This window comes from Chryseobacterium sp. 14P4.3.2 (assembly GCF_057799275.1).
In genome coordinates, this window is sequence record NZ_JBYOKO010000012.1 from 1 (window position 1) to 17,012 (window position 17,012).

A 17,012-nucleotide genomic window follows, 5' to 3' on the forward strand; every position below is an offset into this window, starting at 1 on the left:
ATGAGGGGAAAATGATATGATTTACCTATATATATAAATAGACATCTATATTATATAGCGTAGAGGGAAACGCCTATTATCTCTTCTCTCCTATTTATATTGTATCTATTTATTCCTTTTATTCAACTTTTCAACTATAATAATAGATGTAATAATGATAAAAACCCGAATCCTTTTTTTTCTATTGCTTACATTTGTATTACATTCTGAATTTTAAGGAATGAAATGCGTTTATATATGATTGACGAAAAATATAAGGAAACAGTTTATACTGATACCAATCACTACGAATATTCTACAATTACCCATGATGAAAATAAAGTCAGAATTTATACCCTGAAAAACGGACTTAAGGTTTTTCTTGCCCAGAATTTTGATGCTCCAAGAATTCAGACCTTTATCCCGGTAAGAACAGGAAGTAATAATGATCCGGCGGATAATACCGGCCTCGCTCATTATCTTGAACATATGATGTTTAAAGGAACTTCAAGGTTAGGCACTCAAAACTGGGAAAAGGAAAAAGTGCTTATTGATCAGATTGCGTCATTATATGAGGAGCATAAAGCTGAACAGGATTCTGAAAAGAAAAGAGAAATATATAAAAAGATTGATGAAGTTTCTCAGGAAGCCAGCCAATATGCTATTGCCAATGAATATGATAAAGCAATTTCTTCGTTAGGAGCCAGTGGAACCAATGCCCATACCTGGTTTGATGAAACGGTTTATAAAAACAATATTCCAAACAATGAGCTTGAAAAATGGCTGAAAATAGAAAAAGAAAGATTCTCTGAAATTGTACTGCGACTTTTCCATACAGAACTTGAGTCTGTATATGAAGAATTCAACAGAGCACAGGATAATGACACAAGACTCGTCAATTATGAATTGATGGATGCTTTGTTTCCTACACACCCTAACGGTCAGCAAACAACATTAGGAAAGCCTGAGCATTTGAAAAACCCTTCTATGAAGGCTATTCATAAGTATTTTGATGAATATTATGTTCCTAATAATTATGCAATGGTATTGGTTGGAGATCTTAATTTTGAAGAAACTATCCAGCTGATTGATCAATATTTTGGAGCTTTACCGTATAAAGAACTTCCTAAAAAAAACGCTGTAGTTGAACAGCCCATTACTGCTATTGTAAAAAGGACAGTAAAAAGTCCTACTACTCCACGTACTCAGCTGGCATGGAGAACTGACAGCTATGGAACAAGAGAGGCAATGCTGGCAGATATTGTTGCTAATATACTCAGCAACAGAGGTGAAGCTGGATTGTTGGATCTTCATATCAATCAGACTCAGAAAATGCTCTGGGCTCAGGCTTTTTCTGTAGGTTTAAAGCAGTATGGATATTTTTCTATTGTTGCTGTACCTAAAGAAAACCAAACTCTGGAGGAAGCGAAAGATATGGTACTGCAGGAAATTGAACTGATCAAAAAAGGAGATTTCCCGGATTGGATGCTTCCGGCGATCATCAATGATTTCAAGCTTCAGAGGATGAAAGGACTTGAAACAGCAGAAGGACTTGCTACTACTCTTTATGATACTTATATAAAAGGGATAACATGGGAACAGGAGCTGAATGAAATGGATGAATATGCTTCTTTTACGAAAGAGGATGTAATGGACTTTGCCAATAGCTTTTTCAAAGACAACTATGTGATAGTAGATAAAGAGAAAGGAGTGAATGACAGATTAATCAGAGTTGAAAATCCTGGTATTACTCCTATTAAAATCAACCGTGATGCACAGTCTGAATTTTTAAAGGAGATTCTATCTGATACAACGGAGGATATAAAACCTGAATTCATAGATTATCAGAAAGAAATTGCAACAGACAGCCTTAAAGGTAAGAAATTGAGTTTCGTCAACAATAAATACAACGACATTGCTCAGCTGCATTTTATTTTTCCTTTTGGAAGTGACAATGACAGGGATCTGGGTATTTCAACTCAGCTTCTCCAATATCTTGGAACAGACAGGCTTTCTCCTGAAGATTTAAAAAAGGAATTCTTCAAAATCGGGATCAGTAATGATTTTAAAACAACTAATCATCAGCTGATCATCTCCTTAAGCGGACTTGAAGAAAATATTGAAAAGGGTATTAATCTTCTTCAGCACTGGATGCAGGATGTAAAACCAGATCAGGAAATCTACAATCAGTTTGTAGGGACTGTACTGGAAAACCGTGAGGCCGTAAAGAAAGATAAAACCAGAATAATGACCGCGCTGACCAATTATACAAAGTTGGGAAGCATTTCCCGTTTCACGGATATCATTTCCAAAGAGGAACTTGAAAACACCAATTCTGTAGTCTTCACAGACCGAATGAAAAAGCTTTACAAATATCCTTATCAGATCTTCTTCTACGGAAAAAGTTTTGAAAATTTCAAAGAATATATCGGACAGTATATAGAGCACGAAAGTCTTGAGATGCCTGAAGCCAAACAGTATCCTGAACCTGCTACGGGAGGAAATGTACATTTCATCAACTATGATATGGTCCAGATGGAAATGACTCAGGTTGGAAAAGGACATGAAGTCAACCCGCTTCACTTTGGAAAGGTCAATGTATTCAATGAGTATTTTGGACGAGGATTATCTTCTATTGTTTTCCAGGAGATCCGTGAAAGTAAGAGTCTTGCCTACTCTGCCTATGTTTCTTATTCTGCTAATTCTGAATTGAAACATCCTGACTATATCACAACTTATATTGGTACGCAACCCGATAAGCTGATGATAGCAGTGGATACCCTGAATGAACTGATGGACGATCTTCCTGAAGTACCTACTCAGTTTGAAAATGCAAGAAATGCCGCACTGAAGCAAATTGCTTCTACGAGGGTTACCAGAAATAATATATTTTTCAATACTTTAAGATTAAAGAAACTAAATATCCACCACGATTTCAGGAAGGATATCTATGAACAGATTCAAGGGCTGAAATTTGAAGATATTAAACAATTTTATCAAGCGGAAATAAAACCAGTCCATTTTAATACGGCCATTATCGGTAAAAAGGAAAACCTGAATATGGAAGCTGTCAGTAAAATGGGAACATTTAAAGAAGTAAGCCTGAAAGATATTTTTGGTCACTAAAAAGACAATCCGCTCTACATTTTTGTTGAGCGGATTTTTTATTATTGAATATTGAAAGGTTGAATACCTTCTTTTTATCATTGATTATGTCATCATACAATCTCCATCTCCATCCTGATAATGAGGGTTGAAATTTTTTGGAAGTTCTCGCAGCAGGTCTTTATGAAAAAGGTATTCTCGTTTGAAATTACGCTCGTAGATCTTTGGAAATGATTTTGACTGACTTATAGCATCATTGAGTTGGGTTTGGTAACTGGTAAAACCTTTCACTTTATTTTTAACAATAAAATAACTTAGAAACCGTACAACCTTGTCCAAATCAGAACTGGAAAAAAGATAAGGAATTTTAAGGTAGCCATCACGAAGCTGTAATAATAAACAAGCTATCAGAGTATCCTTTTCATCATATATCTTCACCCAGAAATAAGAGAAAACCTCAGCAAAGCTCGAAAACAAATATCTCGCCTCTGCCTTTCCTTCCAATACCCAGGGGTTATCTATGAATGTATTTATTGTTTCTGCATCGCGCATTCCGGGATTTTTTTTAATAAAATCAGCACTTTCCACATCAATTCGATCCAGGATTTCGTAGTGAAAATCCGGTTTTTGTGTTTTTAAATTTTTTACAGAGATCAAAGAATTGGCGGCGGTATCAAGAATATGAAAAAGAGGTTTCAATACTTTGGTATCTGGCTTTTTTTCAGGAATAATAACTGCTGCATCTGTCCTGAAATAATACCTCTTTCCTTCTTTTGGGAAAACATCATCAAAAACTCCCATAATGGTATACAGCGCTTCTGCTTCTTTGGTAAATTCTGTGATAGCAATCTTTCCTTTGTATTCTTCAAATACTTTTTTCAGCAGTATTTTTGCTGGTCTTTTTTTTCTGAATTCCGGATTTACATATAATGTACTCAGCCAGGCATAATGAATTATGTTTCCATCGATAATCAATTGGTCCGGAAAACATCCTACGTATGCCACTAAGCGGTCTTCAAAAAAAGCAAGAATAAGAAGGGTGTCTTTATCTAATGCCTTTGGATTTTTAATTTGTGACAAGGCACGATGTTTTGTAATCGGGAGAAAATCGTACTGCTGATAAGCACCGGATAAGACAAAATCTTCCAGTTCTTTCCTGTTGAATGTTTTCAGCTGTATCATTTTCTTAGAATAGTATTTTTGTTAAGCAGACTTTTCAGTCTGAAGTATGCTGTTTGCTTTTTCAGCACTTTTTGTCCGCTCTCTCCCATTTCCATTGGTATTCTCTGGAAATTCATTTGTACACTGTCCAATTTTATTCCTGCACATCCAAAACTGCAATAGATTTCTTCATTTTTAAAAAGTTCATCGAAAAAATCCTTCTTTACCCCGAAATCGGTAAAAGGAAATGCAAAGCTTTCATACAGGAAACCATTATCTTTTAAATAAGCAAAAGTACGGTTGGTGGTTTCCATCTGATCTTTCAAAGACAGATCACCATATTTAGGATGATCCCAGCTATGCGAAGAAATACCGAATCCCTTACTCGTTAGTATTTTTAATTCTTCGGTATTCAGATAGGGGCTAAATTCTTTTGAATAGACTTTGAAGTCTATTTCAAGTTTTTCCGCAAGAAGCTCCAGTATATTCTTTTGCTGATAACTTATCTTTAGTATCTTTTGCTGTAATGCCTCTCTTGTTGAATTATTTTGAAGTGACAGCATATGGTATATTTCAGGATCAATCACCTTCTTTTTTTTCACAGCATCTATAAGAAGACTGGCTTTGCACCTGAACATCATATCTTTGTTATCAATGAAAGCCGGGTTTACAAAATTGCAGGCGTAGATTCCTTTACGTTCCAGGATAGGAGCTATCGTATCATAAAATTCTCTGAAACCATCATCAAAAGTAAGCAAAGCAATCTTTTTCCTTGTTTTAAAGTTCCCGGAAGTAAAGTCCCTAAATTCCTGCCAGTCTACAAACTGAAAGTATCTGGATATGTAATCGAGATCTTCTTCAAACTGTTTTGTATTTTTATACTGGATTACATTCCGGATATGGGGAAGCTCATTATCAGAAACAGTATGATAAAGTGGCAAACAGTAATCCAGCGGAAAAGATTTCCCGAGATGATCTGTTTGTAATGCCGCCAGTAGATTGATGATCCTTTCTTTCATCCTAATCAAAATAAAAAGAATCTATTCGAAAGTGAATTCAAATAGATTCTTAAAGGTATAACTTTTAAAAATTATTTTATAATCTTCATTTCATCAACAAGCCACTTGGAATCTGCAAATTTCTCAATGATGAAAAGGATATATTTTGTATCTACCATAATGTTTCTACTGAAACGAGGGTCATAATTGATATCACTCATTGTTCCTTCCCATTGTCTGTCAAAGTTAAGGCCTACAAGATTTCCGTTGGCATCAAGAGCCGGACTTCCCGAGTTCCCTCCGGTAGTGTGGTTAGTAGCTGTGAATCCTACCGGGACATCACCTGACTTATCTTTGTAATTTCCAAAATCTTTTTTATTGTAAAGATCGATTAGTTTTTTAGGAACATCAAACTCGTAATCTCCAGGAACATATTTTTCCATTACACCGGCTAAGTGAGTCTGATAACCATAAGAAACAGCATCTCTAGGAGTAGATCCTTTCACTTTACCGTAAGCTACACGAAGTGTAGAATTGGCATCCGGGAAGAATTTTCTGTCTTTATCAGTCTGCATCTGCTGTGCCATGAATTTTTTCTGCAATGCATCAATTTTAGTCTGCATTGAAGTAAACTGAGGATCTGCAGTTTTCATGTAAGTTTCTTTTATAGAAACATACAATTGATAAATAGGATCTTTTTTCAGTGTTTTAATCAGCTTGTCCTGATTAGAGAATGCTTTTTCAATGTCTGCATTTAATGCTGCTCCATTTACAGCAGTTCTTCCTGTAATGATAGAGTTTTTAGACATATCTTCCACTACAGCAATGTTTGGAGTTTCATCTTTATATTTGTTGAAACCAGCCGGTAAAAACTGAGGAGCAGTTTTATTAACGTATAAAGCCAATAGTTTTGCAGTCACCTTAGCATCCAGTTCTGCACTGTAATCTTTGTAGAAAGAGGCTAGTTTTGATTTTAGTTTGGTAAGTTCTTTCTCATCCATTCTTCCCGCTTCTACGGAAGCAATAAAGTCGTAATAATCACCTGCCAGCTTCAATGTTTCTGCATTTCTTACCACTTCTGTGTAATAAGCATTGTTTAATGCAAAAGGAGCCTGATCATTGTACAGTTTGTTCAACTGATCTAAAGTAGTCTTGATCTCAGGGTTTTTAGAAACCAAAGATCCTTCATACATTACTTTTTTCTCAACGGCATTGGATTTTTTCAATCCTTCTACCTCTCCTATCCATTTTTTCCAGTAGTTGGCTACTGAAGCATATTTTGAAGCATACTTGATACGGGTTTCGCTGTCAGCACGCATTTTCTCGTCCAATGTTTTTAAAGCAACATCACGTACAGCAATTCTTGCAGGATCAATTTCCTTCATGATTTTCTCCACCGCTACTGCAGGAAGATATTCTGTAGTTTTTCCCGGGAATCCGAATACAAATGTAAAGTCGTTTTCATTTTTATCTTTGATGGAAACCGGAAGGTAATGTTTCGGAACGTAAGGAACATTGTCTTTTGAATATTCTGCAGGCTTGTTGTTTTTGTCTGCATAAATTCTGAACATTGAGAAATCTCCGGTATGTCTAGGCCAAACCCAGTTATCAGTATCGCTACCGAATTTCCCTATGCTTTGAGGTGGTGCCCCTACAAGACGAATATCTTTATAAGTCTCGATGGTATAAGCGTAGTACTTGTTTCCATAGTACATAGGTTTTACCATGATCGACTGATAAGATTCAATTTTTTGAGAGTTTTTGTAAACCTCAATATTATTGTTGATCTTTTTAGTCAGTTCAGGTTCTGTAAGATTGTCTGTCCCTTCTAAAATCGGTTCTGTCACTTCTTTTATATCGACTATAAAATCTACTTTCACTCCCGGATTAGGAAGTTCACCCTGGGTATTTTTTGCCCAAAAGCCATTTGAAAGAAGATCATTCTGAACTGTAGAATGAGCCTGAATCTGGCCATATCCACAGTGATGATTGGTTAATAACAATCCTTTAGGCGAGATGATTTCTGCAGTACACCCACCATTAAACTGTACAACCGCATCCTTTATGCTTGGTTTCTGAGGGTTGAAAATATCTTTAGCAGAAATTTTCATTCCCAAATCCTTCATTTCCTTTTCATTCAGCTCTGTAGGAATCCACATTCCTCCATATTGTTGTGCAAATGCCATTGCAGCCGGCAAAAGAAATACAGATAAAAGTATCTTTTTTGTCATAATCAAAATTTTGCCCGAATTTACGAAGAAAAATACGAACAGGCTTCATAAAACGCCTGGAATAGTTGAAAATGGAAAATTGAAAGTTGAAAATGATCCATTAAAAATGGAGAATAGAAAACTTGAAGTGAATATATCAATGATCAATTCATTGCGTTTGTCAACTTTTTTAAGAGCATTAAGATTATTGAGTTCAACAAAATAAAAACTCATTATTTCCTCTTAAGCTTGGCATCCTCCTTCATATTTCTTACCACATTCTTCATTTTCCACTTTCAATTAAGTATGGCTTATTTTTTGTTCATTGGAAAAAATTACTATTAAAAACAATTGTTATGATGAAAAGCAAATTGCTTATTGCCGGAATTGGGGTATCTTTATTTTTGGCCTCTTGTACTAAGAATGAAAAAGCAGGTGAACCCACCGTCTCTGTAGCTGATTCAGCTACAGTGGTTGAACCCCCACCATCAGACAGTATAACAAAGGCTACTCCCACTGCTGCAGGTGATACTTCTGAGAATGCGCTGGACTGGGCCGGTACTTATGACGCAACGGTTCCTTGTGCTGACTGCCCTGGAATAAAGACTTTATTAACGTTGAATAACGATAGAACCTTCAGTATTACTGAGGAATATATTGACAGAAATTCAAAAAATCAGGATAAAGGGCCTTTTACATGGGATAACACTGGAAGCATTATTACATTAAAAGGTAAAACAGCTAACTATCAATATAAAGTGGGTGAAAATATCCTCATTCAACTGGATATGGACGGAAAAGAAATTAACGGACCTAACCAGGATTTTTACATTTTCAAGAAAAAATAAAGGCTCTTACCTTTATTTTTTTGTTTTTTAAAATTGATAAGCTATGATTTTTGGATCAGCTACCAATCGTCTGATTACCTCTTCATGATAGGTGTTTTTCCCTGTAACAGTCCAGGTTACGGCTAAGCTTCCCTGTGTATATTGCTGTTTAAGCATTAAATACTTCAAATGATGTTCTTTAAAGATGTTCTCACAGTAACTGATGTCTGCTGAATTGGTAACTGTTACTCTATATTCTCTTACTTTATGATAGTTATCTATAAAAGTCTGCAGATAGGTAAGCGCACTCAAAACGATAAGCACTAAAGCTGTTCCCAGAAGTGAAAGATATACATATCCAGAACCTACAGCCATTCCTATAGAGGCAGTTGCCCAGATTGTAGTTGCTGTTGTAATTCCTTCAATTTTATTTTCTCCTTTAAATATTACACCTGCTCCCAAAAAGCCAATTCCTGTAATAATATTCGCAGCAAGACGATCCGGATTAGCGACTCCTATTTTAATGGAAAGAACGGTAAAGAGGCAGGCTCCAAAGCAGACTAGAATAAAAGTCCGCAGCCCTGCAGATTTATTGCGGTATTCACGTTCAGCACCAATCAGCAGTCCCAGAATAACAGAAATAAATATCAAAAACAAATCGTTTTTAACGATATAGTGGTCCTGAAGAAAATCCATAGTTTATATTTTACACTAAAAATAAAATTACAATAAAAAAAATTACGGAACTATTTTTGATGCCCCGAATTTGTCCGGTTACTCAAACTGATTTCCCGGAAAACTTTTGTAATATTACATTCTAAATATTGGAAATCCTTTAAACATGAGGATTTCAAAGTATAATGACTAAAACGAGACAATAATAACCTCTATATGAAAAACCTGATATTCAGTGTAATTACAGTACTATTTGGAAGTACGGTTCTGCATGCTCAAAAAGCATTTAATGAAAATTATTCTTTTAAAAATGATATTTCTACAGTGGCTTTTGTACCTATTATCAATGATTTTGAAGATAATGATTCTATTACAAAAGATATATTAAAAGATACACTTCAATTAAAGTTTATTGATGTAACTGGTTTACGTACTAATCTGGATACAAAAACCACAGACATTTTAAAAAAAGTTGCTGAAAAAGATTATAAATCTAAAGAAGTAAAGACCTTTCCTAACCTTAAAACAATACTGAGTACGGAAGAAATAAATTATGTCAAAGAAAAATTCAGCAATGCGGACTTATTGATGCTGCCTGTTGTTTTTAATGTTAAACAGACTGTAGGAATTACTTTTGGGAATTCAATATTCCGTCTTTATGATTTAAATAACGGAGATTTTATTCAACAGTTTTCGGAAAAAATCAATGTTAATGTGGGCGGCAAACCAGGTTTTGCGATGATGACAGGCATGCTGCTCATCAGTGAAAAAAACTATTTGCTTAAAAATATGAAAAAATAATACTTATATAAAATTTCACTTATGGACAAAGAAATTTCACACTTCTGGTTAGGATATTTTAAAAATGAAGAAGACTTTTATGATTTTGTAGAAGAGGATGAAAATTATTACATAGACGAAGAAACTGAAGACCAGTATATCTCAAAGTTTGCAGAATCACAAAATATAAAATGGTTTGATGATGATTTTATTGAATATGGTTTTGAGGATGAGAACTTAGGGATCTACGAGAAGTTTTCTGAATATTCTTATGCTGACCAATGGCTTCCGGTGCTTGAAAGCAAGCTTAATGAGCTTAGCCTTGATACTCCTGTGAATGCAATTATTTTTGCCAGCAGATTTGTGATTCCCAATCCTGTTTCTGTAGATGGCGAGGAAAACAAACTTTATTATATTGGTGAGATAGAATTCGATGCCGAATTATAACATAGACTGTTAACATCATTTATTAAATTAATAAAAGGTTAGTTTACATTAATATTATCTTTATCCTGTTGGTAGCAACAGTTTATATTTGGGGATATAATTTAATGAATTATCCGGCGATATATGGCATCAACTTTATCATTAAAGATTGCAAATTAGAATACATGGCTGTAATATTTGCTATTACAGCTGTGGTTTCTTTTCTGGTTAGTCATTTACATACTAAAAGCTTTAATTTACTGAAGCGCTTTCGTGTCATATCCTAAAACTCATGAAGTTCTATTCCTCATTACAAATCGGAGATTATCATGATCTCCATTGCGAAGATGATCTGCTGATCAAAAAAATAAGTTCAAATAAAATAGTCTGCGCTGTTATGGATGGCTGCTCCACAGCTATGGACAGTCACTTTGCCTCTACCTTGGTGGGGAAGCTTCTGCGCAAGATTATCACAGAATGTGGCTATAAAGAATTATATGAAAAAGATATTCAGCGAAACCCTGATGAGCAGCTTAAGGAAATTGTAAAAGATCTGTTCAAAGAAATGAGTTTTCTAAAAAAAAGTCTGATGCTTGATGAAAAAGAATTACTTACTACTCTGATCATTATGCTTTACGACAGTGCTGAAAACAAGGGGATAATTTTATCTATTGGTGATGGTGTTGTTTGTGTTAATGGAAATATCACTGAATTTGACAGGGACAACAAACCTGATTATCTGGCTTATCATCTTCATGAAAATTTTGAAGACTGGTATAATTCTCAGCATCAGAAAATATTTTTTGATCAACTGGAGGATGTATCGATTGCAACGGATGGTATTTTAACTTTTTCAAAAGTTAAAAAAACTGTTTCTGAAGAAACGATTAACTGTATCGAATATTTAATGAAAGACCAAAACTACGAAGACACTGAGGAAATGCTCAACAAGAAAATAAAAAAGCTAGAGCATCATTACGGAATGAAACCGACGGATGATCTGGCTATAATAAGATTGATAAAGGGACCTCAACCTAATATGTAAGAAAAAGAAAAACTTCCGCCCAAGAGCAGAAGTTTTTCTCTTTTATGATGGTAAGATCTATCTGAAAATATTTTTATTAATGGGCTTCCAGCCAGTTATCTCCTACTCCAATTTCTACCAATAACGGGACTTGTGTTTTTAAGGCACTTTCCATTTCGGTTTTAATTAATTTTGAAGCGGCTTCTACCTCATCTGCCGGAGATTCAAAGACCAATTCGTCATGTACCTGAAGCAGCATTTTAGTTTTCAACTGCTGTTCTTCAAGTTCTCTGTCTATTTTGATCATAGCAATTTTCACAATATCTGCGGCACTTCCCTGCACCGGAGCATTTACAGCATTTCTTTCTGCATGACCTCTTACTACAAAATTATTGGAATTAATATCTTTTAAGTGACGTTTTCTACCTAAAATGGTTTCTACGTATCCTATTTCACGAGCTTTACTTACCTGCCCAGCCATATATTCTTTCAGTTTTGGGTAAGTTTCAAAATAGGCTTCGATCATCTGCTTAGCTTCTGTACGGGATAAGCCGGTCTGCTCTGCCAAAGCAAAAGCACCCTGTCCGTAGATGATTCCGAAGTTTACGGTTTTAGCCTGGCTTCTCTGGGTCTTTGAAACTTCTTCCAAAGGAATTTTAAATAGTTTTGCAGCTGTAGAAGCGTGAATATCTTCTCCGTTCTGGAAGGCTTTGATCATATTATCTTCTCCTGAGATTTCAGCAATCAGACGAAGTTCAATTTGTGAATAATCGGCAGAGATAATTTTTTTTCCTTCTCCTGAAACAAAAGCCCCACGGATCTGCTGCCCTCTCAATGTTCTGATCGGGATATTCTGAAGATTCGGGTTTACACTTGCCAGACGTCCTGTAGCGGCTGTGGTTTGTGAGAAATTGGTATGTACCCTGTTATCATGCTTGTCAATCTGTGAAGGCAAAGCATCTACATAGGTTGATTTCAGTTTCTGATAGGTTCTGTATTCCAGGATATGTTTGATAATCTCATGTTTTGAAGACAGCTTCTGAAGGACGTCTTCTGAGGTTGCATATTGTCCTGTTTTTGTTTTTTTTGCTTTTGGATCAAGCTGCATTTTTTCAAACAGAATTTCACCTAATTGTTTTGGTGAGTTCATGTTAAATTCTTCTTCAGAAAGTTCAAAAATCTTAGCTTCCAGCTGTCTAAGATCGTTTTCAAGGTCAATACTTTCCTGCGCCAGCCATTTTTCATCCAGAGAAATTCCGGTGAGTTCCATTTTCGCCAGTACTTCCATCAGAGGCATTTCAATATTGAAGAAAAGCTCTTCAAGGTTTTCTTTTTTCAGCTGCGGGGCAAACAATTCATATAGCTGGAACGTTACGTCTGCATCTTCAGCAGCATAGTCAGTCTGTGTTCTAACGTCTGCATCTCTGAATGTTCCTTGTTTTTTTCCTTTTTTCCCGATAATGGTTTCTATAGACACCGGTTTATAATTCAGATATACTTCTGAAAGGTAGTCCATCCCGTGTCTTCCGTCAGGATTCAGCAGGTAATGGGCAATCATAGTATCAAACATCGCTCCTTTTACGGTAATGTCGTACTGTTTTAATATTTTATAATCGAATTTTAAATTATGAGCAATTTTCAGAAGGTCTTCTTTTTCAAAAAATGGTCTGAAAATCTCCAGAGTTTGTAATACATCCTCTCTGTCTTCTGATAAAGGAATATAATAGGCAAGTCCTTTTTTATAGGAAAAACTCATTCCTACCAGTTCTGCTTCCAGCTCATTCAGTGAGGTGGTTTCTGTATCAAAACAAACAGCTCTTTGTTTCAACAGATTATCCACCAGTTTTTTCTGAGCCTTAGGATTGTCTATAAACTGATAAAGATGATCATTCTGTTCTATGGTAGATTTTGTAGAAGTAGCCTGATCCAGTTCTTCGAAATTGGCAAATAGATCTAGCTGCACTGCCTGCCCCTTTACGTCTGTTCCTGCAGGAGTCTGTTTTACTTCCGATTCACTTATGACTACTTTCTCAGTGGTGGCTGCAGGAGCAAAAGCTCTGTAAAGGTTTTCATAAAGTCTTCTGAATTCTATTTCTTCAAAAACTTCTTTTACTTTTTCAAAATCCGGAGTTTCAAGATCATATTGTTCCTGATGGAATTCTACGGGTGCATCACAGATAATGGTTGCTAATTTTTTAGACAGAATACCACGTTCTGCTGAAGCTTCTACTTTTTCTTTCATTTTCCCTTTCAGCTTATCGGTATTGGCTAACAACGTTTCAATATTCCCGAATTCTTTAAGGAATTTCATAGCAGTTTTTTCTCCTACACCTTCCAGTCCAGGGATATTATCTACTGCATCTCCCATCATCGCAAGATAATCAATAACCTGTTTAGGGTCTTCAATTTCATACTTTGCTTTTACTTCTTCTACTCCCAAAATTTCTATATCTCCACCTTTTAAGCCTGGTTTATAGATTTTAATTTTATCTGTAACCAGCTGTGCAAAATCTTTATCCGGAGTTACCATGTAGGTAATATAATCTTCTTTCTCTGCTTTGCAAGCAATAGTACCTATTACATCATCTGCTTCATAGCCTTCCACTCCAAGAATTGGAATATGCATAGCTTCAAGAATTCTGTGAATATATGGAACAGCAATTTTAATGGCTTCAGGAGTTTCACTTCTATTGGCTTTGTAATCCGCAAAATCATCAGTTCTTACACTTGCCCTTCCTACATCAAAAACCACAGCCAGATGAGTTGGTTTTTCTCTTCTGATCAATTCAATCAGGGAGTTTGTAAACCCGAAAATAGCAGAGGTATCCAATCCTTTACTTGTTAATCTGGGATTCCTGATCAATGCGTAATATCCTCTGAAAATCATCGCATAGGCATCGATGAGAAACAGCCTTTTATCTTGTGTTGCGTCCATATTATCTATAATGAACAAATATATGAAAATAGGAGGGAAAATGAGAATTGAAAATGGAAAGTTAGAAGTGGAAAATGAGTCCGGAATTAATAAAAGTTTAGTACTTAACTGATTCCGGGTTCATTTTTAGGATAGATTATATACTGCTATAATTCATGCTCTAGCAGTCATGATTTTCGTAATTAAGCTTTTCCATTTTATCCTCATAGGTTCCCATTTCTTTTTTACTAATTGTTACTTTTTTTAGTTGTACAGGAATTTGTTTTTTAGTGTCCGGGCTTATCCAGGTTCCATTCATCATATCGCCTTCTTTTTTTAAAATCATCAGGCCGGTAAAACCTTCTTCCACGAGTGCAAATTGCTGTTTTGTTCCTTCTGTAACATTTAATTGCAACCAGTTGCTTACTTTTTCGTAGCGGTACATTGCTGTGTAATAAGGATCTCCTCCACACCCGTTTTCTACAGATTGTATAAATAATGTAATGGGCATTTTCCCGTTCACTGTTCCTCTGTATAAAGCGGAAGTATTCTGTGCCTGAATTAAAGTAGAGGATATGGTAACAAAAAGAATAAGTAAAAGTTGTTTAAACATTTTTTGTTTAATTTTTATAAATGATTATTGATAAAAGACAGAACAGTATACTCTGTGAGTATACTGTTCAAAATTATTTTTTTATTAAAGTGTATTATTTACCTGATGAAGGCCATAATCCAGCGTACTGAGAAGTACCGTAGTCAATAGTTTCAGCACTGATTACAAAGCTGATCAGCATACTGTTGCTGTCTATTGCATCAAAGTCTACTTCATGCTGAATAACGTATCCGTTTTCCCAGTTCAAAGTAACTAAAGTACCTTCTTCGTGAGATTTGTTGAAGGTAATTTCTCCTTTTGTCGGCTTATACTTTCCGTTCAATAAGCTTTCAAGAATGTCTGATTTTTCAGTAGCTTCTACAGTAACTTTGATTAATGCGTTGGAAGGATCTGATGCTACACGTCCTGAAACGTCTGTAGATCTTGATACACTGTAATTCATTTTTAACAGTTTCTGCCCTTCTCCTCCGTTGAATTTTAAGATTCCTCTTGAATTTCTTTCTGCCATGATGTGTAAATTTTAATCGTTAATAATATTTTGTTATTCAATAATTATATAACAAAGATAGAGCCCCTGTTTTTGAAAAAAAAGCTTTTAAGAAGAAATCTGAAAAAGTGTAGTAGTTCTACGATTTCGTGTCGTAATTCTACGATAATAGAATTAAACAATTCTACAACTTACTATTAATAAATACTTTAACTTCAATTTAAATTCGAAACCAAAACATCAATCCACACAATATTAAGAGAAATACAATATGCTAATAGCTGATATTTACAAACAATAAAAGACCTTTACAGGTCTTTAAATTTTTAGGTCAAAACGGTATTAGAAGATCTTACTTTAAGAATTGAAGTGTGACTCATCTCTGACTTCAAATGTTAAATTATTAAAGGAATTAATCATAATCTGGATACATCTTCTATTAACCTCCCAATAATTATTTTGCAAATTAGGTTTAGGACCGATGCTTTCAAAGTAGTACCATCCTTTTAATGTTTTAATAATGGCTACTGTAATGCTGGCATGAAAATTTTCATTTTCAGAGTCTAATGTTCCGACGATATTATAAAGGATGTCTACCGCCGGGTTTTGAATCTCTTTGCTTTCTACCCTTTCTATGGGTGTCAGTAATGCCTGTAAGTCGTCAATTATTTCAAATCGGGCCAATTGAGAGTTAACAAGAAGCTCAACGCTACCGAATTCTTCGGTTTTATAAAAAAAAGAATTAATTACGCCTCTGTTTTTCCCATCCATTGAATGCTCAAAAATATAATTGGAAAAGCTATGATTCGTATTCTTGTTATACTTTGCTTCCCATGACTGAGGGACAAAGAATTTTACAGGTTCTGTAAATTCATCCATAAACGGAGTCAATAGTTCAGCCATTTGCCAATCTGACTTATTAATTAAATCCCAGTTGGTTACAATCTGCAACATGGAAAGGCTTAAATCTTCATAGTGCTCTTCTTCACAAGTGGCTTTAATACAAAAGTAGTTGGCTCCCCCTTTTCGGTTATTATAATCTTTTAAAACTGTAAATCTTGAAATAATATTGGTTCCTGAAATATTTTTTTTACAAAGAACGTCCAGATAATTGCCGGTGCTTTTACCCTTTATAACTCTTTCTGCAATGATTTCTTCCCCCATCATTACGAGTTTCTTTTTGATCCAGTCTGAAGCATTCATTTCAAATTCATAATGTTCATAAGCTACCTGAACTTCCAGATATGGACTGTTATCATCTCTTACATATTGCCCTATATTAGTAATGGAAAGCTCATTAATTCTAACAGGCTCCAATTTATTGGGTTTTACACTATTTGGTAATATGGCCCAGTAATGTAGATTTTCATCACCTGTAGTATACAGGCATTTCCAAAAATTGGCTTGAAGATATTCTTTGGTGTAGGTTTGCTCTACAGGAAAACTATACCAAATATTTCCTTGAGTTGTTTCACTTTTCATTATAGATCAAATACAATTAATATTAAAATTGTTGCAATAGCTAAAATACCAAAAAAAAGAAAAGTAAACACATTGATCAGGGTTGAAAAACGGAAAAGTACAGCATAGGGCTGTTCATTCTGTATTCCTTTCACTATTGACTTTTCTCTGATTGTATCAAAAATATAAGCAACGCCAAATATTGTCCACAGATATCCAAAAAGGATAATCATCGGCATTTGTACTTTCATTAGTATATGATAGTCTTTCCAGATGAATACGGAGGCTATTACGAATATTGAAAGTATAAAAAAAACTACTGCAATAATTAATTTTGATTTCATAAGAACTC

The 17,012-nt window shown here is 35.0% G+C and carries 14 protein-coding genes; 5 read left to right on the forward strand and 9 right to left on the reverse strand.

Going from position 1 to position 17,012, the window contains the following annotated elements:
* Positions 1–237 precede the first annotated feature (237 nt).
* Complete coding sequence (locus AC27VX_RS16540) at positions 238–3,105, forward strand: M16 family metallopeptidase (RefSeq protein ID WP_300689992.1); 2,868 nt, start codon at positions 238–240, stop codon at positions 3,103–3,105.
* 84 nt (positions 3,106–3,189) lie between these two features.
* On the opposite strand, the gene AC27VX_RS16545 is transcribed toward AC27VX_RS16540, so the two are convergent.
* From AC27VX_RS16545 to AC27VX_RS16555, 3 genes are all read right to left on the reverse strand, one after another.
* Positions 3,190–4,266, reverse strand: a complete 1,077-nt coding sequence (locus tag AC27VX_RS16545; RefSeq protein WP_488696722.1) for a GNAT family N-acetyltransferase — start codon at positions 4,264–4,266, stop codon at positions 3,190–3,192.
* A complete protein-coding gene (locus tag AC27VX_RS16550; protein ID WP_488696724.1) occupies positions 4,263–5,264 on the reverse strand; it encodes a polysaccharide deacetylase family protein in 1,002 nt (333 codons plus the stop codon). Before AC27VX_RS16550 ends, AC27VX_RS16545 begins: the two co-directional genes overlap by 4 nt.
* A 71-nt stretch (positions 5,265–5,335) precedes the next feature.
* The gene (locus AC27VX_RS16555) at positions 5,336–7,474 is read right to left on the reverse strand and encodes a S46 family peptidase (protein WP_488696726.1); all 2,139 of its coding nucleotides are present in this window, start codon (positions 7,472–7,474) and stop codon (positions 5,336–5,338) included.
* A gap of 335 nt (positions 7,475–7,809) precedes the next feature.
* Here AC27VX_RS16555 and AC27VX_RS16560 point away from each other — a divergent pair, with 335 nt between their 5' ends.
* Positions 7,810–8,301, forward strand: a complete 492-nt coding sequence (locus tag AC27VX_RS16560) for a copper resistance protein NlpE (protein WP_488696728.1) — start codon at positions 7,810–7,812, stop codon at positions 8,299–8,301.
* 27 nt (positions 8,302–8,328) lie between these two features.
* On the opposite strand, the gene AC27VX_RS16565 is transcribed toward AC27VX_RS16560, so the two are convergent.
* Positions 8,329–8,976 (reverse strand): MgtC/SapB family protein, encoded by a 648-nt coding sequence (locus AC27VX_RS16565; RefSeq protein WP_236857718.1) that lies wholly within the window; start codon positions 8,974–8,976, stop codon positions 8,329–8,331.
* Between the two features lie 195 nt (positions 8,977–9,171).
* Here AC27VX_RS16565 and AC27VX_RS16570 point away from each other — a divergent pair, with 195 nt between their 5' ends.
* The 3 genes from AC27VX_RS16570 (at position 9,172) to AC27VX_RS16580 (ending at position 11,206) form a co-directional block, all read left to right on the forward strand.
* Positions 9,172–9,756 (forward strand): hypothetical protein, encoded by a 585-nt coding sequence (locus tag AC27VX_RS16570; RefSeq protein ID WP_236857717.1) that lies wholly within the window; start codon positions 9,172–9,174, stop codon positions 9,754–9,756.
* Between the two features lie 21 nt (positions 9,757–9,777).
* The gene (locus AC27VX_RS16575) at positions 9,778–10,182 is read left to right on the forward strand and encodes an immunity 22 family protein (protein WP_236857716.1); all 405 of its coding nucleotides are present in this window, start codon (positions 9,778–9,780) and stop codon (positions 10,180–10,182) included.
* Positions 10,183–10,453: 271 nt separating this feature from the next.
* Complete coding sequence (locus AC27VX_RS16580; RefSeq protein WP_488696731.1) at positions 10,454–11,206, forward strand: protein phosphatase 2C domain-containing protein; 753 nt, start codon at positions 10,454–10,456, stop codon at positions 11,204–11,206.
* Positions 11,207–11,282: 76 nt separating this feature from the next.
* Here the strand turns inward: AC27VX_RS16580 and polA are convergent, their stop codons facing one another.
* The 5 genes from polA to AC27VX_RS16605 form a co-directional block, all read right to left on the reverse strand.
* Positions 11,283–14,120, reverse strand: coding sequence for a DNA polymerase I (gene polA / locus AC27VX_RS16585; RefSeq protein WP_488696733.1), 2,838 nt, complete (start codon positions 14,118–14,120; stop codon positions 11,283–11,285).
* A gap of 160 nt (positions 14,121–14,280) precedes the next feature.
* On the reverse strand, positions 14,281–14,712 hold the full coding sequence (locus AC27VX_RS16590) for a hypothetical protein (protein ID WP_488696735.1): 432 nt from the start codon (positions 14,710–14,712) through the stop codon (positions 14,281–14,283).
* Between the two features lie 94 nt (positions 14,713–14,806).
* Positions 14,807–15,220 (reverse strand): type VI secretion system tube protein TssD, encoded by a 414-nt coding sequence (tssD, locus tag AC27VX_RS16595; protein WP_488696737.1) that lies wholly within the window; start codon positions 15,218–15,220, stop codon positions 14,807–14,809.
* Positions 15,221–15,556: 336 nt separating this feature from the next.
* A complete protein-coding gene (locus AC27VX_RS16600) occupies positions 15,557–16,681 on the reverse strand; it encodes a hypothetical protein (protein ID WP_236857712.1) in 1,125 nt (374 codons plus the stop codon).
* A complete protein-coding gene (locus AC27VX_RS16605) occupies positions 16,681–17,004 on the reverse strand; it encodes a hypothetical protein (protein WP_488696739.1) in 324 nt (107 codons plus the stop codon). Before AC27VX_RS16605 ends, AC27VX_RS16600 begins: the two co-directional genes overlap by 1 nt.
* Positions 17,005–17,012 lie beyond the last annotated feature (8 nt).